Source organism: Pedobacter hiemivivus (assembly GCF_004331685.1).
Lineage (GTDB): Bacteria > Bacteroidota > Bacteroidia > Sphingobacteriales > Sphingobacteriaceae > Pedobacter > Pedobacter hiemivivus.
In genome coordinates, this window is record NZ_SJSM01000001.1 from 398,054 (window position 1) to 422,182 (window position 24,129).

The window sequence follows — 24,129 nt, forward strand, 5'->3', positions numbered from 1 at the left end:
AGATGGTTTATATGATCAGAATTTTAAATCTGAAATTGATTGCTGTTTAAGTTTATAAATAGGGTTGTTGATCCAGGTTTCAAAAATGCAATCAATAGCACATTGTTTACTGTAGCATTTTTTCAAGGAATTGTACAATCTTACCAATTCATTTTTTAAATGTCTAATTAACATTTTATGTCTCGAATATTTTACAAAAAACTACCACTAGAATATATAACAGGAGTGTAACAAACGATAGAATCAGAAATTAGAAATGTCAGCCACATGCAACTTTTTCAATAGAAGATTCACAAAAAAAGCCGCTCCTTTCGGTAGCGGCTTTATATAAACATTCACAACAATTAATTTTGCATTTTCACACTTACATTCAATAATGGTTTCTTCTCAAAATCAGAAGTAACTGAATTGATCAGCATCATTCCATACTTCCCTTCGGGTGTCAGGAAAAATATAGCACTTCCTGTAACCAATCCTGCAGCTGCTGTCGCGCCTACAGTCGCATTAAGATTAATGGTTCTTGCTTTAGCTAATGTTTCAATAGTCGATCCTGAAACTGCATTCCCCCCAAAAATAGCTACCTGAGTTGCAATCGGAGCACTGAATTTCGTAGTTCTTTTTGGGCTCCAGGTACTCACGTCATAGACAGTTAATGGACTTGTAGGCGTACTAATGGAGTACAGATTTACAGCATATTCTGTCTGACCACTTGAATTAAGGTACGCCTTTCTATAAACTCCAAAATCAATTTTAGCCGCATTTGCCGCACCATCGTTATAACTAAACAATGTTCCTTCATTTAATGAAAAGAATGATGGCAATACTTTTGCAACAGTATCAGGCAAATAAATGTTTCTATTCAAAAACACTTTATAACTTGTTTTTCCATCCACAACAACTTTTTTATATCCATCTCCTATATAAACTCCCTTTTGGTTCCTCGCAAAAACACGGAAACTGGTTTGACCGTCGCGCTGTAATTTATATTTGAAAATAGTAGAAAAACTTCTGCGTTGGTCATTGGTCAAAGTATATACTGTAGAGCGATCAAAACCTGTACCCGTTGTTCTTTCCACAGTAACCGTATACATATCTTCCTTTGCCGAATTGATGGTAAAGTCAATCCAGACTTCTGTATTATCATCCACTTGTTTATAATCAACTACAGTTTTAGGGTCGCTGTTGTTAAATGTAACAGTAACATCTTCGAACATATCGAAAATACTGTCGGCTTCTTTCTTACAAGACGTCAGCATAAATACACTTGACGCCAGAAGGAAGAACTTTGATATATTTTTAATTTTCATTTCTTTAAGTTTTAAAATGCAATTCTCTATAAATTCAGCTTAATCAAGCGGATCAAATGTACCTCCAGCCCATCCAATTGTTGGGGCTATGTTGAGACCATTATTTACGAAATCATCATGGAAGGTATAGAAATAATGAAACTCTGGAACGTTATAAGGTGAGTAGCTGCCATTTGTAGTAATAACTGTATTGAAGTATTTGGTATAGACAGTTTTATCGTTAGTATTCAGCGTTTCCCTGAACATGACACCACCTGTCACTGCTTCCAAAACACCTTTATCATTTAGCACAGTTCCAACAGGAGGTTTTACCAACGTAATTTCGAGCTTCTGCATGCTTCCGGTTAACAAATGCATGGTGCGTGATCTTCTCAAATCAGAATTGCGTTTATTTTCGAAAGCAAACTCGACCATTCGCTCATTAAGAATCAGTGTCCGCATTGCGTCAGGGCCACCCGCTGGATTCAATCCATAATCAGCTGTACCGGCTACTATTCCGGCCCTTACCCTGATTTGTCTAACCATGTCCTTCGCTCCACCTAAATTTCCGGTTTCATTTAAACAATCCGCATAATTCAACATCACTTCCGCTAGTCTGAGTTCGATCCAGTCAAACCCATTTCCTCCGATATTATTTGTATATCTTACGTTTCCTGCGACTAAAGTAGGAGAGGTAAAGCGTTTACAATATATACCATTGCCATTACTCTCACTTACAGCCTGGTTATACGTCCATTGCCTTCTTGCAGCATTACCGCTTAAAGCCCAGGGCCCGCCATTATAGGCTATTGTAGCATCAAATCTTGGATCTCTGTTTTGCCAAAACATAATCGGATCGTAAGGATAAGCCGTTGATGTATTTCTCGGAAGTCCATCTTTCATCGGATAGGCCTCAAGCATTTTGATAGAAGGCATAAAGCCTGTTGTAGGGCCTCCGCTTTCAGAAGCAGGTCTGCATCTATATTCTGTATCATGACCTCTCCTTTCAATTGTAGCTGAATGTGTTCTAACTAAAATTGCTTCTGTGTTTAGTCCTCCCTCTACCCTGAAAATATCCGCATAGTTAGCCTGTAGTCTTCTTCCCGCCGCTATACTCATATCGTAGGCTAATTTGTTCGCATTTAAAGCATCTGTCCATCTACCAGGCTGATAAGGATGTTTACCATCATTAGTCGGATTGAATTGTGGACTAGCCCAATAAAATAATACTTTGGCCTTAAGACAAACTGCAATCAGCTTTGTGATCTTTCCACGACCATTCCCGTCTTGCGGATTGAAACCTTCGAGCATGGTAATTGCTTTATCCAAATCAGAAATGATCTGATCAAAACACACTTTAGCACTTTTTCTGCCTCCGGTATAAACGCTTTCCGGAGCTTGAGGCTCAATCGGCAAAGGAATACCCCCATATACCTTAACCAGCTCAAAAAAAGTCATCGCCCTTAAGGCATAATATTGTCCCAGATACTCATTCTTTTTTGCTTCAGACAAAGTACCTTCCGGAAGAAATTTTATAGCTTCGTTACATCTTTGAATGTCGAAATATTTATTTTCACCTATAGCGGAATTATTGTTATACCTATTACCAGTCCATCTTACATCATTATTCGTCAGAACACCTTGTAAGCCCAGGGCTGCACGTGTATATTGATCTGTCTCTGAGAAATAATTTTCATCGCTGGCCAGGTGGACACCATTTCGTTCGTTAATAATTACCTGAAAAGGGAATGTCGGAATAACGACATCGTATGTCCTGTTGAGATGAAGCTGAACGGCTCCGTCTGTACTCCAAATGGCATTATCAACGCCGCCACGATCAGGAAGATCGAAAAAGCCCTTTTTACAAGCTGGCAGGCAAGCTGCCATAGAAAGGATAATTAAAGATCTTTTTATGTTGGTTTTAAATTGCTTAATCATGATTCAAAAATTATAAGTTAACATTTAAACCTAAAGAAACTGTTCTCAGGATTGGATAATCATATGCAGTTGACGAATACGGATCTTTATAATCTAACGGATTCACCAAAGTCCACAAATTGTTACCGGTAAGCAACAATCTGGCTCCACTTAATCCAAGTCTATTTACAAACTTAGTGGGTGCCTTATAGCTCAGTGTCATGGTATTGATACGGATTGTGGTACCATCAACAGCCCAAAAATCAGAGTTTTTGGCTATTGAAGGATCATCGAAACGAGGATATTTTCCTTCCATAGGATTGTCCTGTGTCCAACGGTCTTTCCAGATCGATAATACGTTTCTAGTAGTAGTTGGTGCGTTTCTCGCCTTACTATCGTAAAATGCTTTACCGCCAAACCTGGCAACGATATTGGTTTGCAGAGATAATGCTTTGTAAGAAAAGTTTAAATTGAAACCTCCTGCGAACCAGGAATTCGTTTTATCATAAAGCGGAACCATATCGTTATCGGTAATTACACCGTCGTTATTGGTATCTTCGAAATATAGAAAACCCGGTTCCGGAATTCTGGTATATATCCTATAATTAGGATTTTTCGTCATAAAAGCATCAACCTGAGCCTGAGTTCTAAACATACCTGCAGTTCTTAAACCAATGTTACTGGAGTTATATTTATTTGGATTAGTACCGAATGAAGTAACCCAATCCGGAGCTACGTTATTTATCAAGTCGCCAGATGCATAAATCAAGCTTGTATTTACAGAATTGCCATACGTGAAGTTTACACTTGCATTCATAAACAGATCAGTGGTCAGTTTTGCTTTATAACCAACTGTGAACTCAGAGCCCCAGTTATAGGTCTCCCTATAGTTAACAATTGGAGCGGTAAATCCTCCGTATAGTGGGTACAGGTTATTTCCACCCCTGTCAATTCCGTCATAGTTACGGTTTTGAAACGCCTCAATATTGACATCAAGTTTATTGTTGAACATGCTTGTTTCGATACCAACATTAAGCGTTCTTTTCTTTTCCCAGGTAAGGTCTGGATTAGGAAAATATGATGGATTTAAACCATTGGCATTTGCATCACCATAAATATAGCCGCTGTTCGTATCAATGGTATAACGTGCCTGCCATAATCTTTGATCCACGCGATCATCCCCTGTTACGCCATAATTCACTTTAAACTTCAGATAATTAACAAAGCTTAGGAACGGCGTATTTTTAAAGAAATTCTCCTGACTAATAATCCAGCCTAAACCTATGCTGGGAGATAAACCCCAGCGTTTACCCGGTGCAAAATTGGAGGATGCATCGGAACGGATTACAAAATCAAGCAGGTATTTTTTATCAAAATCATATGATGCACGACCAAATACTGATCTTTTTACGGTTTCACCACGTGAACTATTCTGTAAAGTAAGTGTGTTCACATCGAATCCCCATAAATCTTCACTGCCTGGTATCAACTGGTTTGATCTGTATACAGATAAAGTTTCATTATTTGACTCTGATTGTTCCCCACCTGCAAGAACATCAAATGTATGTTTACCAAATGTTCTTCCATATTGTAACGTTAAAAATCCCTGATAGCTATTACTTTCGGAAAGTCCAGGATTAATTCTTTGGTTTCCAGTAGCAACCTGTTCTACAACCGGAGAAACTGCAGCGAGTTGATTCGTATACACTTGGCCATTGTTACCAATTTTAGCGAAGTTATAGGTTTGATACGGCGGAATATAAGTTCTGCTATTTGTCGAATTACTTCCCTGAGAAACCTGAAATTTTGCGGTAAAGCCTTTCAGGAATACAGGTTGGTACGTTAAATTTGCATTTATTCTATAACCTTTTGATTTACGTCTATCGTAATAGCCAGAGTTAAGTAATGCATTTGGGTTTACCGCATTGTTGAAGTTTACAAATTTCCCGTCAATACTGTTTGGAACCCACCTTGGTACGGTAATAATTTTCTCGAAAAATGCATCATCCTGATCCGTAAGGTTATGTTGTGCATTTCTGATATTCCAATCCACATTGAAATTTATGTCTGCTTTTAAACCATTAACAATAGTAGCTACCACACCACTTCTGAAGCTATATTTATCGAAGTTCATGCCTTTAAAGTTTGCATCCTCGTTCTGGTAACTACCTCCGGCAAAGAATGTGATTTTATCACTACCACCTGAGATACTAAGGTTATGACGCTGAGTAGTAGAAGCCTGCCAGATTTCATCATACCAACTTTTATAATTCTGACCTTGAAGAAGCTCCAGATCAGCCGGTAAAAAGTAACTGGAAAGCGGTGCACCCGATTGGCGGTAGCCATCATTTAATAGTAAAGCCTGATCGTAGGCCGATAACATTTCCGGAGTTCTGGTGGCATCTGAAACCCCAACATAGCCATTATACGATAAGGTTGGCTTTCCAACTTTTCCTCGCTTAGTGGTAACTAAAACAACACCTTTCGCTCCCGCAGCTCCATAAATTGCGGCCGATGCATCCTTTAAAAAAGACATATTTTCGACCATTGATGCATCAATGTTATCAAAAGCTTCTTTATTAACCGTAATCCCATCAATAATATAGAGAGGTTCACTGGTAACACCCACGGTACGTGCCGTCTCAGATGAAGTTGAATTTCTAATATTTAAGGTAATAGGTGAGCCCGGGCGACCTGATGTCTGACTGACGCCAACACCTGCAATCCGGTTTCTTAAAGCTCCTGCAAGGTTTGGTGCAGGAATATCCTGAATTTCTTCACCAGAAATAACCGCTACCGATCCTAAGATTTCCGATTTCTTTTTGGTACCATAACCTACTACGATCACTTCATCCAGATCAGAATTGTCAGAAGCCAAAGAAACATTTAATGTAGATTTCCCTGCCAATACGATCGTCTGTCTTTTGAAACCGATATAAGAGAATACCAATGCGTCAGTTGCAGGATCGGCCTGAATGGTGTAAATACCATCGGCATTCGTGGCTACATTACTGGGTTTCCCCTTAACGCTGACATTAACACCGGGCATTGGCCCACCGTCACTGCCGTCAGTAACTTTACCTGTAATTTTCTTTACTTGCGCGTACGATGAAGCACAAAAAAGCAAGGATAATACTACTACCCCTTTTAACGTTCGTAAAAGTCTAAAGTTCATACTTGGTTTGTATTATAAAATGGTTAATTTTTTATTTAATGAATCAACGATAAGACTGCCTTTTCATTAAACACTATATTTTTGGTCTAAGCTGAGAAGATGTTAATGGCTTGGTTTTAAAGTAAATGTTTGATCAAATGACTTTGCTTAATTGTTTATAATGATATTACAGTTTACGTTTCGTTGATAAAAGAAAAACCCGTTACCGATTGTTACGCTAACCAGTAACGGGAATTTTTCTAACCAAATAAGAACTTTTGAGAGCGCCTATCTAACCAAATTGAGCGCGTTTATATTTTAGTTTCCTTTTTGCTTTGCAGTGGCTTTCCTACGCTTCTCCCACTCCTGCCCTTCTTTCTTCAAATCATAGCCGGCTGCAGACAGGTAATTGTTGATTCTACCTTTATATTTACCGAACCATGCATGTTTTTTATCCGATGATTCTGCATCAATAGCATGTTCGCGTGCTTCCGTAAGCCAAGTGAAGATCTGCTTTTTCTGATCTTCGGTAAGCGTTAATATTTGTTCCTGATAAGCCTTATAAGTAATAGGCAGAACATTATAAGTCATCCCATTTTTTACCTGATCCACTTGTTCTGCAGTTAATTTCGAAGACAGTTTACTCAGGTATTTTTTATGAAGCTTTGCTAATTTATCATCTGTTTTAGTTGCTTCTTCCTTTAGTGCGGCTTCAGCAGCTACTTTATCAGCACTGTTAGCCTCTTTTATTGCCTTAACATTTGCATCACGCTCCGTATAAATATCATTCAAACTATTATATTGATCACGAATAATGTCTCTAACCTTTTCTTGTTTCGCAACATCACTTATGTTAAGTACAGCTGCAATCTTGTCGGCGCGCTGAGTGATCACCTTTAAGTATGCAGTCTTTTCGTTATCGGCAATGGCATTATTTTGCGCAAATACACCAACGATACCTGAGAGCATTAAAGTCAGTAATAGGTAAACACGTTTCATAATTCATTTGTTTGGTTAAGTGATTGTATTAAAGTTTTTACAAGGCTTTTGCAGAATTTATATAACGATGTTTCGTGGTCAGATCACACTCCATTGGCGACTCCGCTTCCCAGCAATTTTGATTTGCCGACAGCCCTACATCTTCGATGGAAACCAATAAAATTCCTTTATTTTCCCGCTGTTTCATAATTTATTACTGAATATATTCTTCATATAAAAAGAATATTTCGGTTTATAATTTGGTTATCTCCTATTGTCCTTATACAAAACTCAACAATAGCACTTATCAATTACTGATGGTTATTAGCAAATCATTATAGGATATTACCATAAAATCCCATAACTTTAGTGAATTACATACAGGATTTGCTAAATCATCGTTTTCAATAATTAAATATAAATATTATATTCAAATATAAAAAATAAAAATGAAGCCTCATTTCCATAAAATCCCGAGTACGCTCCAAAGCTCCTTTAGTATACGCCATGATATTAAGCCCGACTTTGGAAACGTCTGGCACTACCATCCGGAACTTGAACTTCACTATATAATTAAAGGTGAAGGTGTCCGTTTTATAGGCGACAACATCAGTAATTTCACACCTGATGAAATGGTTCTACTGGGAGAGAACCTCCCACATACCTGGCGCTGTAAGGACGAATACTTCCAGAACAATCCCGACCTCCATGTAGAAGCCATGGTAATTCAGTTTCTACCGGATTGCTTGGGTAAAAATCTATTGAGCCTACCGGAAGCTTACCTGATCCCAAAGTTATTTGAGAAGGCTAAAAGCGGAATGGTAATTACTGGGAAGGCCAAGGATAAACTAGCCGAGCTGATGAAATCTTCTATTGAGGCAACCAACCTCGATCGCATCATCATCCTGCTCAGCATTTTAAAAACCTTGGCCGAAACGGACGAATATGCCACAATAGTAAATGGCAAAAATACTTTCTACCAATCTAACGAATCGGAAACACTACGTATCAATAAGATATGTACTTATACGATGACCAATTACAAAAACGACATTACACTAGAGGAGATCGCGTCCTTAAGCAACCTGAGCATCACCTCATTTTGCAGGTATTTTAAATTGATGACTAAGAAAACCTATTATGATTTCCTGATTGAGATTAGAGTAAGTCATGCCTGCCGCTTCTTAATTGAAAGCAAACTCCCTACAGAAATGATCTGCTTTGACTGTGGGTTTAATAATGTATCTAATTTTTACAGACACTTTAAAAAAGTAACAGGCATGACTCCACTAGATTATAAGCGGAAATATTTAAATGAGTAATAAGAGTTTATTGCACATCAAGACCATCCATACTCAATCCCGCTGCATCTACTGCAATTAACCGGACCCCATAAGTACCCGCGTTGATCATCGTGCCTGTATTGGTATTGAAATAATTCCATTTTCCTTTTTTCGTTGGTGTAAACTCCACAGATTCGGCGGCCTTTAATACAGTACCATCCATTGTTAACACCTCTATTTTCCCTTTTAGTGATCGTTCAAACGGATTATGATATTTTATGGTAAGGGAATAAGTATCCGCAACACCAACTATCATGTGCCATTCCAATACGTCTCCAGATGGCTTTTTAAAGGTAACACGCTCCTTGCCCATCAGCTCTTCTTTTACCAATCCATCACCTTTAAAACTCGCATCCGTTGCTTTGTAGGTCGTTACCGTTTTAAGGTCGTACGCAGGCTGCATATTGCTCAGCGGCAATACAGCAATCGTATACATGGCAGTATTAGGTACTTTTTCACCCGGCCTTACCATTTCATCCTTAAGATAACGTTTCTTATAAACATTGAAGGTTTGTCCTTGGCTATTTTGCAGTGTTGTTTTGGTATCCTCAAAATTAGCCAACCAAACCAGCCGCTTAGCTACCGCATCAACTGCCACATATACATCAGCATCAGCACTAACCTTAAACTCTAAAGCAGTTGTTGTTTTATTAGATGTCTGTACCCATTCTGCACCGTACAGCGCTGAAGGTAATGAACTGAAATAAATAGGATCATCGGTATATTGCTGATCGCCCAGATCCATCCATGTATTAGATCTAAAACTACTTCCATTAGTCAGTTCAATAATACTTTTACTCTCCTTTGCCGGTTTTATGCTTTTAGCTGTCGAAGCAATAGCAATTGCAGAAATCACCGCTTGCCCAGATTTCACTTGAGGGAAGGAGATAACGAGCTGTCCGCCTTTAACATTAGCCTTTACCGTTTTTTTTAAAGCAGCATCATGCCCTACTGTGGCCCAGATATCCACATCTTTAAGTATGGTATGCCCATTTACAGCCACATCAAACAAACGCATCCTTTCCGCATTCATACCTCCACCAGTACCTAACCATGGTTCAATAAAATAGAGCTCTACCATATATTCTCCATCTGGAACAGGAAAATGATAACTCAACTGATCACGACCGTATCTAAAGGTTTGGAATAACTTCCAGTCTCTGCTGCCTTTAATCGGATCAAATGTGCGGCGCTGACTGGCAAAAAATGCAGGCATACCAGGGAAATTTGTCGTCCAGGACCGAGAACCAAAACCACCATCCGTTAGCTGTCTATCGGCCGACCATAATTGACCATTCTGATCTGTATACGCTGCGCCACCGCAGTTTACCCTATATAAATAATTATAATCTTTTACAGAAGCCGTTATGTTTTCAGCCCCCTTATTAAATTCATTAAAATGAGGCGCCTGTGGCAAATTATTCAATACAATATAATCCTTAGCAACAGCTTTTCCATTTACATAGCCCACTGCATAAAGCACATTATATTGGACATCAACGGCGTCCCATTGGAAATGGGTGCCAATAATACCTCGTTTTCTTTTCCCTAAGGATGCCTTGTTTACATCATTAAAAAGCTCTACCTCATCGCAATTAGAATATACTGTAATGCTGTCTTTTTTACCCGGTTTCAGCCATCTTTCTGGCCAGGTATGCGAAACAATATACACCATAGGCTCCGTTTGTTTTGGCGCATAATTGGCTCTAAACATATAAAATACATCCAAAGGCTCTTCCCAGGGCGTAAACATACCTTTGTAATTTATAGGCCCTACACGATCCAACTCTCTTAAGCCCTCTCCACCTTGTACCCTACCCGGATTATCATGCGAACTGAACAACCAGAAATAATGCCCTGTCGTCTTATCTTTTACAGATTCAGCAAGCCTAACCTTGGTCTCCATCAATTGAGTCATGTTATTTTCGCTATACACAGCTTTTTGCATAAAGGGGCCTTCGGTATGCAAATCAAGCGTCCGCCAGGCGCCATACTCGCCAATAAGCACCTGTCTTTGTATATCATCTGCATACGTTAAGGGATCGCCACCATAAGTACCTGTCCAGTTTTGTGGTACATCCCAATCCGTTCCTTTACCACCATTACAAGTGGTTACTTTTCGCTGTGCAGATGCCGTAGGATCAAGCTTACGGATAAGCTCGGTGCACTCTTTAGCAAAATCTTCGGGCAATGTGCTTTCATTTTCCAGTCCCCATAATACCACCGAAGGACTATTGCGTCGTTCTTTTACCCAATCGGTAAGCAATGATTTAAAGTTAGCCCTAAATTGAGGCGTATCGTACCAGATATGAGCAGCCATCTGCGTCCAGGATAAAATGCCCAACTTGTCCCAATATTCCTGGTAAAGCAAGTTATGTGGCTGGTGCGCATCGCGAAAAGAATTAAAACCGGCGGCTTTAATCTGCATCACGCGAGATCTGATCTGCTCAGCACTAAAAGCATGACTATTTCCTATCAGGTGCTCATACTCCGCTACTCCATTGATAAAGACAGGCTTTCCGTTCAATAAAAATCGTTTAGGATCTGCCGGTTTTGCTCCTATTGGCCAGCTAATCCAACGAATACCATAAGGCGTACTCAACTCATCAATCACTTTATTCCCTTCTGCAATGCTTGTTTTAAGCGTATATAAGTAAGGATTTTCTAGAGACCATAGCTTTACATCTTTCAATTGTGCCGTTTGCTGAGCTACTGTTAATGTCTTACCAGGCGATAACCTATTTATGTTTCTACTTTCTGTTACTTTTTTACCATCTTGATCAAACAACTGACTCAGTACAGTTATAGTACGAATCCTTGCACCATAATTCTTAATTTCCGTCTCCATTTTCAGCATCGCTGATTTCTCAGATACTTGATCATCATTCCAGATGTGCACACCGAAAGGTTCAATCCTAACGTCACTCGTCACAACCAAATGTACTGGTCTGAAAATCCCCATTGGCTGAGAGCCTTCAGAAAAACCCCTTTCTGTCGAACAGCCTCCATCTACCCAGGGCAAGTCTTGGATATTCGCCGGATGATCAGCACGTACAGCCAACAAGTTAGGTTGATTGTTTAATTTGATCACATTCGTTACATCCAATGTAAAAGTGGTACGGCCACCTGCATGGTAGCCCACCTTCTTACCATTTAGCCAAATACTAGCATACGAGCCTACGCCTTCAAAATAAAGGAAGAAACGCTTTCCAATTTTTGCTGCCGTTGTAGTTGTAAAGGTTTTACGGTACCAGGCATAGCCATGTCTGTTGCCATGCAACATTCTACGGTAGCCCTCATATTGGTCCCAATTGTGCGGAACATTGACTGTTTTCCAACTTTTGTCATTAAAGCTGCTTTGTTCAAAACCAGTATAGGCATTGATATTTGTATCATTGGCAATACTTTGCCAGTTGTTATTTAGTGTAGTGCTTTTACGTAGTCCTGTCTGTGCAAAACCTGTGCCTGTTAAAAGAATACCTATCAAAAAAACAATAAGTTTTCTTTTATAATCGCTCCAAATCTCCATTCAATTTATATATTTCCCCCTTTTGTGTGGCGATACTGGTAATTTTATTTCCGTACCGCAACAAGCATACACCTCCTGTTTTCGAAGAGATCTCTAATGTTGTTAACACACCCTTACTCCATTTAAAATTTAATTCAAAACCTCCACGCGCGCACATCCCTTTCACTTCACCCTCTGTGATATCTGCAGGTAATGCAGGCAACAATTCAACAAACTGGGTATGGCTTTGTAAAAGCATTTCGGCAATTCCTGCGGCACCGCCAAAATTACCATCAATCTGAAATGGTGGATGTGCATCAAATAGATTCACGTAAGCTCCCCCGCCTTTTTCGGCAGGACTAATCAGCATTTTCACCATTTTCATCGCATGATCGCCATCTTTAAACCTTGCCCAGAAATTGATCTTCCAAGCCAGGCTCCAACCTGTCCCCGCGTCACCTCTATAGATCAGCGACTGCCGGGCGGCCCGCATCATATCTGGTGTATCCCAGGTAATGTCGTTGCCCGGATGCACTCCCCATAAATGCGAAACATGCCGATGTACATTGGTGGTATCGTCTTTATCTTCCAGCCATTCCTGCAGCTGTCCATAGTTACCAATCTGATTGGGTGCAATCAGTGTCATTTTTTCCTGTAATATTTTTCTAAATTCAGCATCAGCCCCTAACAACTCGCTGGCAGCAATACAGTTTTTAAATAATGTCCGGATGATCTGATGATCCATAGTTGGTCCCGCCACAAGCCCTCCATTTTCTGGAGAATTAGAAGGGGTACTGATCAACCAGCCTGTTTTAGGATCTTTAATTAAGAAATCTACGAAGAAAACTGCCGCCTGCTTCATTAAAGGATAGGCTTCATTTTTAAGAAAAATCCTGTCTTGCGTAAACTGGTAATGCTCCCATAAATGCTGACTTAACCAACCTGCACCAGAAACCCAGATCCCATGATTGGATGCATTGATAGGTGCCGTACCATTCCACAGATCGGTATTGTGGTGTAACACCCAGCCATTTGCATTGTAGTGTACTTTAGCCGTCACAGCACCATTTTTTGCAAGTCCTTGCATCTTTTTAAACAAAGGCTCATTCATGGCACCAAGATTCAAAATACCTGTTGGCCAATAATTCATTTCCAAGTTAATATTGGTCGTGTACTTACTGCCCCATGGTGGAGTTAACAAATCATTCCAAATGCCCTGTAAATTTGCGGGCTGTGTTCCCGGTCGTGAACTGGAAATCAACAAATACCTGCCATATTGCACATATAAAGCCGCAAATGGAGCATCAGACGACCCTGCAAATTTTTCAATACGCTCATCGGTAGGTAAGTTTTCATGCTCACTCTTTCCAAAACTAATAGAAAAAGGATTATAGTATTTCTGGTACTCTTTTACATGTGCTGCTTTAACTTGAGCATAAGTTTTATTCTGTAAGCTTGTAATGGCATTTAAACAAGCAATAGCAGGATTTCCAGCCACATTCTTATCGTTGATAAAGTTGGTACCCGCGGTAAGGTAAAGAACAACTTCATCAGCATTGCTGATGCTTAACTTGCCCTGACTAACCAACAACTTCCCTTTTGTGACCACCGCCTTTAGCTGACTCTGACCTTTTAAAACACCTCCTCTTACACTTAAACTAAGCAAAATGGTGGTTTCGTTTAGTTTTTTAACAACAGAATATTTATGTGGACTAGCCAGCAAAGCATCTAAACTAATGCTTCCTTTTTTATCGGCAGTTAAGCGAATTACAACAGCCTGATTAGGCTGACTTGCAAAATATTCACGCAAATAATTTACTCCGTTTAAGGCATAAGATGTACTGGCAATTGCTGTACTTAAATCTAGTTTGCGCTTGTAATTAGTAACTGAAGCAGTATGGTTTTTAAAATTCAGGTATAAGTCGCCAAAGGGTTGATAACTTGCCTGAAACTGCGACACTACTGGTGGTTCATCGTTCTGTATTTTATATTTCCATTCTTTAACCAGTGATACTCCCTTTTCTGGCTGATCACCTTCCGGATAAACTGCTATAGCCCGACTCGTATCTTTATAGCCTGCAATGCCACCTTTATCGAAATAATTCAATACTTGTATGGCAATGGTATTTGTTCCCTTTTTAATCAATTTACCTGGAATCGTATACTTTCTCGGTGTTGTACCATCTGTATTGCCAACCAATGTTCCGTTCACATAAGTAAAATCCTGATCACGGATGCGGTTCAGGTCGAGTACCAAATCTTTGCCAATCCAGCCTTCAGGTGCATCAAAGGTAGTACGTAACCATACTGCACCATCAAAGCCTGATAACCCTACCGTTTCCCAACCTTCATAACTTGGAACTTTAATCGTTTTCCATTCCTTGTCGTCATAACTCTCTAAAGCCGGATTACCCTGCATACCTTTCAAGGCTTTCATTTCGGCAGTCCATTTATCCCTGTCCCCCGCTCCACTCTGGCTACCCATAAATTTTTCAGTAGCTAGCTTTTCTGCGGCTTCTTGTTTCCCTTCAAAAAGTAATTTCCTAATCTCGCCAAGAGCGCTTGCAGCCCCCTTATGATTATAATCTCTGGGGCCACCTGTCCATAAGGTCTCTTCATTAAACTGAATATGGTCTTTTTCTACTCCGGCGTATATCATGGCTCCGATACGTCCATTGCCAATGGGCAAAGCATCAGTCCATTTTACCGCAGGCTTGGTATACCAAAGTTGATAGCCAGGTTGTTGGGCATCGGCATGTATAATGGTCAAACAGTTGATCACTACTACATACATCCAGGTCGAAGAGCTCATGAATTTCATGTTGATACAAATTAAATTACTTAATTGAATCTCCCGAAATAACCCTTACTCCTTCTGTAACTTCCCTCGCAGTTAAAACAGGAGTTTTAGCATGACTAAAGTTATTATTTCCTAGCGTTATATTTTTACTTTTTTCTCCAATAATTTTTAAATAGATTTCCGTGCCTGCAACCGGGAAAGAATTGTAAATAAATGCGTCTGTTACGTTTTTAAGGTCTATTACTGCTGAATTTTTATGAGGCGAATAACTCTTCAACCCATTAACAGTCAACATATTTACATTCTCAACTTTCACTGAAGGGCCTATTTCTGTATTCACCTGCACATTATGAAATTCTATTCTGCTGGAATTATGGATATCAAATCCCGTTTTAGCATCCATATTAATGTCGTTAAAACTGATATTCTCAATAGGCATTTCTTCTAATCCATTCAAATAAGCAGCCTGATTAACCTGGCCCGTTATGTTACTAAAATGGATGTTCCTAAACCTTGGTGTACGCTCAGAAACAGGTTCAACTATTGATTTAGCATACTGAAGATCAAGCACAATAGCTTGTTGACCTATATTTTTCATGATAATGTTATCCACCCTGATTTCTTCAACTACGCCACCCCTACCGCGAGCGGATTTGATCCGGATTCCACGGTCCGTGCCATCAAATACACAATTAGAAATGGTGATTTTTCGCACATCGCCAGACATTTCGCTACCAATAACCACTCCGCCATGACCAGATAACATGGTGCAATTGGTAATGGTATAATTCTCTGCCGGGGCAGCCATTTTTCTACCCGGTGCATCTTTACCCGATTTAATGGTAATACAGTCATCACCAACACTAATATGGCAATCAGAAATGTGTACGTTCTTACAAGACTCCGGATTAATGCCATCCGTATTTGGAGCAAAAGAACCAGGGTTATTAATCGTTACGGCATGAACAGTTACATTTTCACAAAACTCAGGATTAACAGTCCAGAAAGGAGAATTACGGATGGTAATGCCTTCTATCAATACATTTTTACAATACATCGTTTGAATGAATGGTGGACGCAAAAAACCACGTTTCATCTGCTTAGGCTCATCAGGCATTAAAATATCCTTATTGAGCGTATCAAACTGGTGTTGCCATTTAGATCGTGGTTGGCCTTCTTTATAACCTTCTACAAAATCCCACCATTTTTTACCATGTCCATCTATAATACCGCGCCCCTTAATCGCGATATTGTCTGCTTCATAAGCATAAAATAAAGGGGAAAAACTAGTTACATCAACTCCTTCATACCTGCTCTTTACCATAGGCAGGTAATCATCAAAATTATCACTAAAATGAAGTTCTGCTCCAGCATCAATAAAAATGGTAATGTTACTTTTCAGATGTATTGCCCCAGTTAAATACTTTCCGGCAGGAAAATAAACAGTACCCCCACCAGCTTTTGAAGCTGCATCAATGGCCTTTTTAATCGCTATTGTAGCCAGCTTACTACTATCGTTCTTTGCACCATATTTCAATACATTGTAATAAGATTGCGCATTGACATTTAATACCATTGCAAAACAGCATACCATAAAAACGACAACTATTCTGACGATAGGATACGGGCTATAAAACTTCATTTCGGCTATATTAATTTTTATTTATTTGAATTACTGCTGGCTTTAAGTTCGCGGCACGATAAATTTCTTTGCCATCTGCATAGATGTACAATCCCTTTCCCTTTTTATATTTCTTACCGGTTTTATCCCAAACCACCTTAAGCGTTTTTCCGTGGTAAGAAATGTTGTCCAATGAAAACCAGTCCCATTGTCCTTCAGGAATAAGCGGATAAAAACCGACAGCATGGTCAGCCCTTGGTTTAATCCCGATTAGGTCATTGATCACCAAATCGCAAAAGGTAGAGTGGTTATAAAAACTACTTCTTGGATTATCTCCTTTCAACCATTCCCCATTCTTTTCATCCTGATACTCTCCCAAATAAGGCTTACCATTCTTTTGATGAGATTTCGCGTATTTGTGCAGTTCATCATAAAAGACTTTTGATGTCATTTTACCGTGATGCTTATAATTGGTTAGCAAATTTGCTAAGCCCTTTAAGGTTTGAGAGCTGGCAAAAGGCCATAAAGCACCATCCCACTCACAACTATGTCCAGAACCCCTGGTTCTAAATGTCGGCTCCCTTCTTTCGGCAGTCGTTAAGCCCCATGGCGCATTAAATCCTGCGGTATCCAATATTTGATCCCAGGCCTTGGCATAAACGGCTTGATCTGCTGGCAGGTCAAAATCCCATGGTACAAAGCCGATGGCTTCACGAGCGCGAGCATACTGCCCATCAGGGTGTTTAGTTTTAAAGAAGCTATCTTTGCTATCCCAAAGGCTATCCTGCACCAACTTTTTAAGTTGTGCAGCTTTGCCATTATATTTCTGCACCAATGCTTTATCACCGGTTAGATCAGCTATACTGGCCAGCGCTTTAGCATTTCCGTACATATAGCTGCTGATGGTTGGTCGTCTGTTTTGATCTTTCCTCGATCCACTAACAGACTCTTCCATACCATCTTTTACATCAAATTGCCAGAACAAACCACTTTTTAGCTGTCTTTCCTTCTCCCATTTGGCATAATCGGCATCTAGTGCTGGCAAAATCCGCTTTAAATGAGCTAGATCGGGTGTTACCAGATAATTCTGGTAAACCGCATCGTCCAACCAACTGCTAAACTGGTGGAAACGTTGCTTAGTCTGACCAACATCAGCATGATATAGCCAGAAATCAATGTACTCCTTCAAGTAATCGGTATTTTTAAGCCAACGGCCTTCGTAGATATGATGTCCCAACGCACAGCTGATGGAATTGTATTTACCGGCATGTTTAACCGGTTCTATGAACTCTGTGAAAATAAAGCCCTCAGGTGTCTTTACAAGGTGCTTACGGAAAGACCACCAGCGGTAATAATAGTTTTGCTCCAACACCTCATCCGGACAATCCAACAAAGGCACATTTTGCACCAACCAATCAAATGCTTGTGCATTAGGCACAAAGTTCTTTACCGCCTCCGTATCAATGGAGTTAAAGTAAGTCACGTATTTTTTAAGCTTTGCCTGTCCCACTTGCGACTGTGCAAAGACTCCTGTTCCTCCTAACAAAAACAAGGCAATAGCTATCAATTTCTTTCTATTCATCATTATTCAAATAACCAGTCAATATCTTTACCCTTACCATCCAATCCTGCGTTATAAATGCGCATTTCCTGATTCTCATTAATAAAACCAAGAACCATACAAGCACCCTTTCCTAAAGTTAAGGTATTTGTTCCTGGCTCAAACGAATAAGCATGTACATTAATTGGGGGATACCCATCTAAAACCAAGGCATTAGAGATCTTGATCTCGGATTGTCCGTAATTATTTGCACTTGCATCAGTTTCCAGTTCAGGCGCAGCGAGGTAACCAGGGCCTTTTTTATTGAAGAAACCTATCAATACTTTTACAGGTACAGTATTGCTAAACTTGAGTGTAGTACCCGATTTTATTTGTTGCGCTTTATTCAACTTCAAGCCTTTAAGCCCTACCAATTGCTCCGTAATGTCTTTTATCTTCGCTACCGAATCAGTAAATACCAGCGCATCTTTACTAATTACATAGCTTTCGTTGCCTGACAATAGTTTAACGGAAGCATTTTTAAATGGCATTAACACGTTTGCTTTTCCTGAACCAGCTGATTTCAAAGAGTCAATGCTCCTTTTGAAGTGGTTCAACTCTTTGGTAAACACGGGTAGCATTTCTTTCCAGTGAATAAACGTTTTATCCACCCCACGCATCGGTATTTTACGCTGTTTGGTCTGCATACTGTTTGCATACAGGTAATCATTCTGAGTCAATTTAACCAGGTCAGCATAATGAGCCACACTCTTCTCCAAAAATGGTAAGGCCTTCTCTAAATCCGCTACATCATTAGAATATTTAAAGCGCAAAACCCATAGTGCAGATTTCACTTTTTCAGCATAAAAATTCGCCATTGCATCGTAGCAGTGCATATCGTTTCTAAGCCTTCTAAACTCAGCTGTATCTTTAGTAACTGTCGACGAAGCTTTGTTGATCGCCACCAATGCTTTCTTACCATGTTCGATCACCTCTTTGGCCACTTGAACTGGTGTTTCACCAATATGTCCCTGTTTTTTCCATTCCTTCTCTGCATACTCAATGATCATTTCACCTTCCGGAGCTTCAGATTCGTACATTAAGGTAAATAAGCCATAACGGTAAGGGTTAATCAGCTGCGTCATCAGCATCCCTAATGTTAAAGTCTGCCTGTTTCCATCAGTAATCCCGTAACGACGCAAAAGCTTAGGAGAGATTTCTCCCGATTCTTCATAAGCATCCAGAATTGCTTTCCCAGCATTAAGATCAGTACCGTACTTATTGGCTAATTCCTGTCCCCAGTAATTAATTTCTTCATTTCTATCCCTGGTAGAGTTCCATGCATACCTGCCCCATTCTTTATACCAAATCCAATCCCGATCAACCTGCAACTGCCTTTCGGTAATCTTATCGGCCGTATAAGGCCAATCCCAATACCCAGACTGAGGATAAAGGTGCAAGCCTCTGGCGCCATATATTTTGTTCATGGCCTGCACAGATTTCTGGATAAAATCAGCAGATCCATAGCGAAAAGGTTCCAGATTGGCCAGAATATGTACATTGGCGATATGAACGGTACCAATTGCACTCAACTTTCTGTGCAATTCTGCCCAGCTTCCTCTTGGGGTATAAGTTGTTAAAGCTTCACCGTTAAACTTATTTTCGGTATACAGGTTTTTATAGAGCGGTAAGGATGCTGCCATCACACTTGGCGCATCGGTATCATGGGCTCTCAATACAATTGGTGGTTCATTTTTAATACCTGCAGCTTTTAATCCATCTTTTACACCAGGAATAATGGTCTTAGTAAACCAATCGATATCATCTTGTCCCACTCCTTCCATAGCCTCACCGAGAGCAACCAACAAACCTACATTAGGATACTTTTCTACAAATGCCGCAATAGACTTTCTGGTGTAATCGGCTATCAAAGGAATAATTGGCCGATTTCTATCCTGAGTTTTTAAGTGATGTTTTTCTGCAAAAGGTTTTGGAATAAGAATATTATAAAACATCTGAATGATCCAAATACCACGTTTATCAGCTTCCTGAGCTAAGAACTTAAACATCTCTTCGTTCTTTTTAAAGGTTGCATCGTCTACCTCTACTGCATAAGGATAATCTTTAAGTCGCACTAACGAGGAGAAAGGGTGCCCATTCCAGAGATACAATGAATTGTAACGGTTCTCTACCATCATATCTAAATATTGTAACCATAGTGCTTTATCATAAAACCAAGGGAACGTTTCTGGTGTATAAGGATATTCATACACATCTCTACCAGGCAGGTAATCGGGCTTCTGTAAACCAATGCAAGTGCCCCGCAACACCATCTCCGGCTGATCAGTGAGCGCTATATTATCTGGGAGTTTACCTTTGGTTTTTATCTCATCTGCCAATTCCATGCAACCGTACAAGGCGCCAGAAGGATCTGTACCTTCGATAACGAGGTTCTTGTTTTTAGTATAATTGATGCTAAAGCCTTCTTTTCCGGGCGTTTTACCTGAATTGTTTATTAGTGTTGATAAACCCGTTAATAGTTGGTCTCCTTTTACGCCGATTAAAATCAGCTCAGTGCCATTTGGGGCTTTATCGTTCTGTACAATCTTAACATCATAACCAATTAATGATAAAGATTTTGCTAATTTATCGGCTCCAAACTTGACCCTCGGATTACTTTGAGCAGGGATAACGATGGTACGTTTATTTTTTTTATAAGCTACTGTTGCACCGGATTCGATAGTGCTAAAAAGCAAAAAGCATAAACAAATAAAAATGGGGAAATTTCTCATTCAATACAGATTTCAGCAAATCTGAAGCTTAAAACAGATTCAGAAATATTTGGTTAAATATGCAAATATCAAATATAGTAACTGACCTACAGGCTTTACTGTAGTATTTCCCCAAAATCCTGTACGATGTTGCCATTGGGTATTTTAAGCAGTAAAAAAGCGGTTATACTCAGGATAGCACTTGCCTATAAATACCCATTTCTAGGTATTGTAAGCCATTTTATGAATTTGTTTTTTTACACAAAATTTAAAACCTATTTAAACAGAATGATTATGAAAAATTTTACTTTACTATTATTACTTATTGCAACTGTAACCATCACGGGATGTAAAAAAGACAAAGATGAAGATGCCGGCGGTATTGTAGGCAAATGGTACCTACATTCTTATATTAACATCGTATATACAAACGGAAAAGTTACAGATCAAAATAGCCAGACTGCTTCCGATCGTTCGAATTACATCGAGTTTAAGAGCAATGGAACTGCAGCCGATAACGAAGGTGATCAATTCAGTTACAAAATAAACGGTACACAATTAATCCTCAAAGATCTTGAAGATGGCGAAGATGAATTGTACGAAATCAGAAAGATCAACAACAGTGAGCTGGTTATATTTAACGAGCTGGTTCAGCAAGCTGGATCAGATCAAATCAAGTATACAACTGAAACTACGTTTAAAAAGTAGTTAACAGTACCATCTGTAAAAGGCAGTATCATGAATTGATACTGCCTTTTTTATATTTAAGGAGGAAAAATCTGAGAGTTTGATCAACTTTTGGAGATCCTTCGGGAAGCCTTGCTCAGGGTTAGGATCGGATAAGGAGTACCATAGGAATATCGTAGGCACCTCGTAGGACTAATAGTCCTATGAAAGCCCTTTGACAACCCTTAAAGGCTCCTTTAAAGGTAAACGCGTGTCCGAAGCCTTACCGAAGGCCTATGCAAGCCTTTAATTAAACAATTCTTTCAAACTTACGGTCTTGTTGTTAATCATCGGCTTAGCATAATAAGCTAGAAACAGGATATAAGCCAATGTGATGTAAACGAACATCAGCGCATAACGCAAGCCTATTGCATCGCCCAACGAACCAATAATTAACGGTACCAACGCCCCGCCAAAAATACCTGAACACAGAATCCCTGAAAAAGAACCATGATGTTGCGCTACCGAGTTTAAAGCTAATGAGAAAATAATAGAGAACATGACAGAGATAAAGAATCCTGCTGTCGGAAAAGCATATAATGCCATATCCTTATCCCCAAATAAAGCCACAGAAACTGTAACCATCGAAATCAGTGTAGCTATTTTAAGAATTAATTTAGAATCCCATAATTTTAATAAAGCCAAACCAAGCAAACAACCTAGCGACATTAAGCCCCAGAACCAAGCCACCGCCTGTGCTCCTTCTTGATTAGGATCTACACCATGGTAAGCTCTTAAGAACTCAGACATCCAATTAGCCAATGCCTGCTCTGTTCCCACATAAGCGACTATCCCAACAAAAAACAACAGCACTTCTTTGTTTTTAAGCAAGCCCAGATAAACACCTTTAGCTCCTGATTTCTCATCATCCTTTAATTCTACCACAGGCATTTTGATAAAGGAAAGTAACAATAGAATCAATAAAAAGATAAAGCTAAACAGCCAATACAATGCAGTCCATGATAAATTGTCTTTTACCAAACCTGCTAGCCTAGCTATTAACGGATTTTCAATCGGACTGGTAGATAGTGCGGCTAAAAGATAAGAGAATACAAAGGGGCTGATAAAGGAAGCCAATCCGAATACCAATTGTCCCATCACCGAAAAGAAAGCAAAGTTCTCTTCGCCACCTGCCGTACGCATTAGCGGGTTAATAATCACTTGTAACATCGCCATTCCTATCCCAATGATAAATAGCGAGCCTAGTGCAATGCCATATTGCGGATATAAGCCGAAAGCTAAAGCACCAATAAAATTCAAGCTAAAAGCGATCAACATCGATTTCTTCTCCCCAATCCGCTCAATCATCATCCCCGATGGAATAGACATAATCCCATAAGCCAAAAAGAACGAAAAAGGCAAAAAAGCCGCCATCGTAAGGCTTAATTTATAAGTCTGAATAATGATGGGCATTAATGGCCCAAGAATGTTAGTCACAAATGAGATGACGAACCAGATCAATAGGATCACGCCAACCAAAAAATTATTACGCTGCATACAAATTCTTATAAATGGTTAAAATTTTGAAAATACTCTTGCTGCGCAACCCAGCAATCCCGCCTGATTACCTAATTTCGCAGCCACAATATGGGTATACTGTGAGGTTCCGGGCATCACCCTTTCCATCACTCTTGATTTGATTTCTTCGATGTAGAATTTACCAGATTCAGTGATACCACCGCCCAGCACTACTTTTTGTGGACTAAATACATTTATATAACTAGCAATACCTGTAGCCATGTAGTCGAAATGTTTTTGCATGGCCGAGATGGCTTTCTGCTCTTTGGCCAGATAATTCTCTACAATCATTTTTCCGGTGATGCCTTCCGTACCTGTACCATGCAGCAAGGCATAATCATTAATCAAGGCAGTTACGGAAGCGTAGGCTTCGAAACAACCTGATGATCCACAAGAACACGCTATTCCAGCATGCTGGATGGTGATGTGTCCCAATTCCGTACCCCTATTTTTATAACCACCATACAACTTACCGTCGATGATCAACCCGCCTCCGATTCCAGTGCCAATAGTCAGAAAAACCACATCAGTACAATCACCGGCAGCACCATAAACAAGTTCACCCCAGCCCATCATGTTGGCATCGTTATCAATCACCACATTTAAGCTGGTAGAAGCGGCAATGATTTTACCTAGATCCAGGTTTTCAAATCCGGGAAGGTTATCCGCGCCACCAATCACTATATTCTGGTCTACAATGCCAGGGAAACCGATACCTACTCCAATTACTTTTTCAGGAGCATGCTCCACACACTTACGAATAGCTGCATTAAGTAATGCAATGACTTCGCCCTCTGTTACAATATTATTTAGCGGAAATAAAAAGGAATAGATCACTTCTCCCGTGTTGCTTACCAGTCCACATTTTAATGATGAACCACCCACGTCAATTCCTATAGCGTACGATTTTGTCAATTTTTCTCAGGTTTCAATTACAAAATCGAAATTAGTTGTAAAACCGCCGAGA

The 24,129-nt window shown here is 39.7% G+C and carries 14 protein-coding genes; 2 read left to right on the forward strand and 12 right to left on the reverse strand.

The window, feature by feature from the left end; all coding sequences use genetic code 11:
• Positions 1–344: 344 nt before the first annotated feature.
• The 5 genes from EZ444_RS01520 to EZ444_RS27095 all read right to left on the reverse strand — a co-directional run bounded on the left by EZ444_RS01520 (position 345) and on the right by EZ444_RS27095 (position 7,543).
• On the reverse strand, positions 345–1,307 hold the full coding sequence (locus tag EZ444_RS01520) for a hypothetical protein (protein ID WP_131606533.1): 963 nt from the start codon (positions 1,305–1,307) through the stop codon (positions 345–347).
• 39 nt (positions 1,308–1,346) lie between these two features.
• Positions 1,347–3,224, reverse strand: coding sequence for a RagB/SusD family nutrient uptake outer membrane protein (locus tag EZ444_RS01525; RefSeq protein ID WP_131606535.1), 1,878 nt, complete (start codon positions 3,222–3,224; stop codon positions 1,347–1,349).
• Between the two features lie 10 nt (positions 3,225–3,234).
• On the reverse strand, positions 3,235–6,378 hold the full coding sequence (locus tag EZ444_RS01530) for a SusC/RagA family TonB-linked outer membrane protein (protein ID WP_131606537.1): 3,144 nt from the start codon (positions 6,376–6,378) through the stop codon (positions 3,235–3,237).
• Positions 6,379–6,675: 297 nt separating this feature from the next.
• Positions 6,676–7,356: a DUF3826 domain-containing protein gene (locus tag EZ444_RS01535; RefSeq protein ID WP_131606539.1), complete on the reverse strand. Its 681-nt coding sequence runs from the start codon at positions 7,354–7,356 to the stop codon at positions 6,676–6,678.
• A gap of 37 nt (positions 7,357–7,393) precedes the next feature.
• Positions 7,394–7,543: a hypothetical protein gene (locus tag EZ444_RS27095; protein ID WP_165503490.1), complete on the reverse strand. Its 150-nt coding sequence runs from the start codon at positions 7,541–7,543 to the stop codon at positions 7,394–7,396.
• A 241-nt stretch (positions 7,544–7,784) separates the two neighbouring features.
• Between EZ444_RS27095 and EZ444_RS01540 the strand changes: the two genes are divergently transcribed.
• Positions 7,785–8,657, forward strand: a complete 873-nt coding sequence (locus EZ444_RS01540; protein ID WP_131606541.1) for an AraC family transcriptional regulator — start codon at positions 7,785–7,787, stop codon at positions 8,655–8,657.
• A 7-nt stretch (positions 8,658–8,664) separates the two neighbouring features.
• Here EZ444_RS01540 and EZ444_RS01545 read toward each other — a convergent pair whose 3' ends face one another.
• Genes EZ444_RS01545 through EZ444_RS01565 form a run of 5 tightly spaced genes read right to left on the reverse strand, consistent with a single transcriptional unit; the run spans position 8,665 to position 20,939 of the window.
• A complete protein-coding gene (locus tag EZ444_RS01545; protein ID WP_131606543.1) occupies positions 8,665–12,207 on the reverse strand; it encodes a malectin domain-containing carbohydrate-binding protein in 3,543 nt (1,180 codons plus the stop codon).
• A complete protein-coding gene (locus EZ444_RS01550) occupies positions 12,185–15,007 on the reverse strand; it encodes a glycoside hydrolase family 95 protein (RefSeq protein WP_225874597.1) in 2,823 nt (940 codons plus the stop codon). The genes EZ444_RS01545 and EZ444_RS01550 overlap by 23 nt, the downstream gene beginning before the upstream one ends.
• Positions 15,008–15,023: 16 nt before the next feature.
• Positions 15,024–16,628, reverse strand: coding sequence for a glycoside hydrolase family 28 protein (locus tag EZ444_RS01555; protein WP_205945186.1), 1,605 nt, complete (start codon positions 16,626–16,628; stop codon positions 15,024–15,026).
• Between the two features lie 10 nt (positions 16,629–16,638).
• Positions 16,639–18,192 carry an MGH1-like glycoside hydrolase domain-containing protein gene (locus tag EZ444_RS01560; protein ID WP_131606545.1) on the reverse strand — a complete coding sequence of 518 codons (1,554 nt, stop codon included), beginning with the start codon at positions 18,190–18,192 and terminating at the stop codon, positions 16,639–16,641.
• The gene (locus EZ444_RS01565) at positions 18,192–20,939 is read right to left on the reverse strand and encodes an alpha-d-galacturonidase (protein WP_131606547.1); all 2,748 of its coding nucleotides are present in this window, start codon (positions 20,937–20,939) and stop codon (positions 18,192–18,194) included. Before EZ444_RS01565 ends, EZ444_RS01560 begins: the two co-directional genes overlap by 1 nt.
• Positions 20,940–21,212: 273 nt before the next feature.
• Here EZ444_RS01565 and EZ444_RS01570 point away from each other — a divergent pair, with 273 nt between their 5' ends.
• Entirely contained in the window at positions 21,213–21,626 is a 414-nt protein-coding gene (locus EZ444_RS01570) for a lipocalin family protein (RefSeq protein WP_165503491.1), read from the forward strand.
• A 264-nt stretch (positions 21,627–21,890) separates the two neighbouring features.
• On the opposite strand, the gene EZ444_RS01575 is transcribed toward EZ444_RS01570, so the two are convergent.
• Together EZ444_RS01575 and EZ444_RS01580 are read right to left on the reverse strand one after the other, a co-directional pair.
• On the reverse strand, positions 21,891–23,141 hold the full coding sequence (locus EZ444_RS01575; protein ID WP_131606551.1) for an MFS transporter: 1,251 nt from the start codon (positions 23,139–23,141) through the stop codon (positions 21,891–21,893).
• A gap of 18 nt (positions 23,142–23,159) precedes the next feature.
• A complete protein-coding gene (locus tag EZ444_RS01580; RefSeq protein ID WP_131606553.1) occupies positions 23,160–24,077 on the reverse strand; it encodes an ROK family protein in 918 nt (305 codons plus the stop codon).
• Positions 24,078–24,129 lie beyond the last annotated feature (52 nt).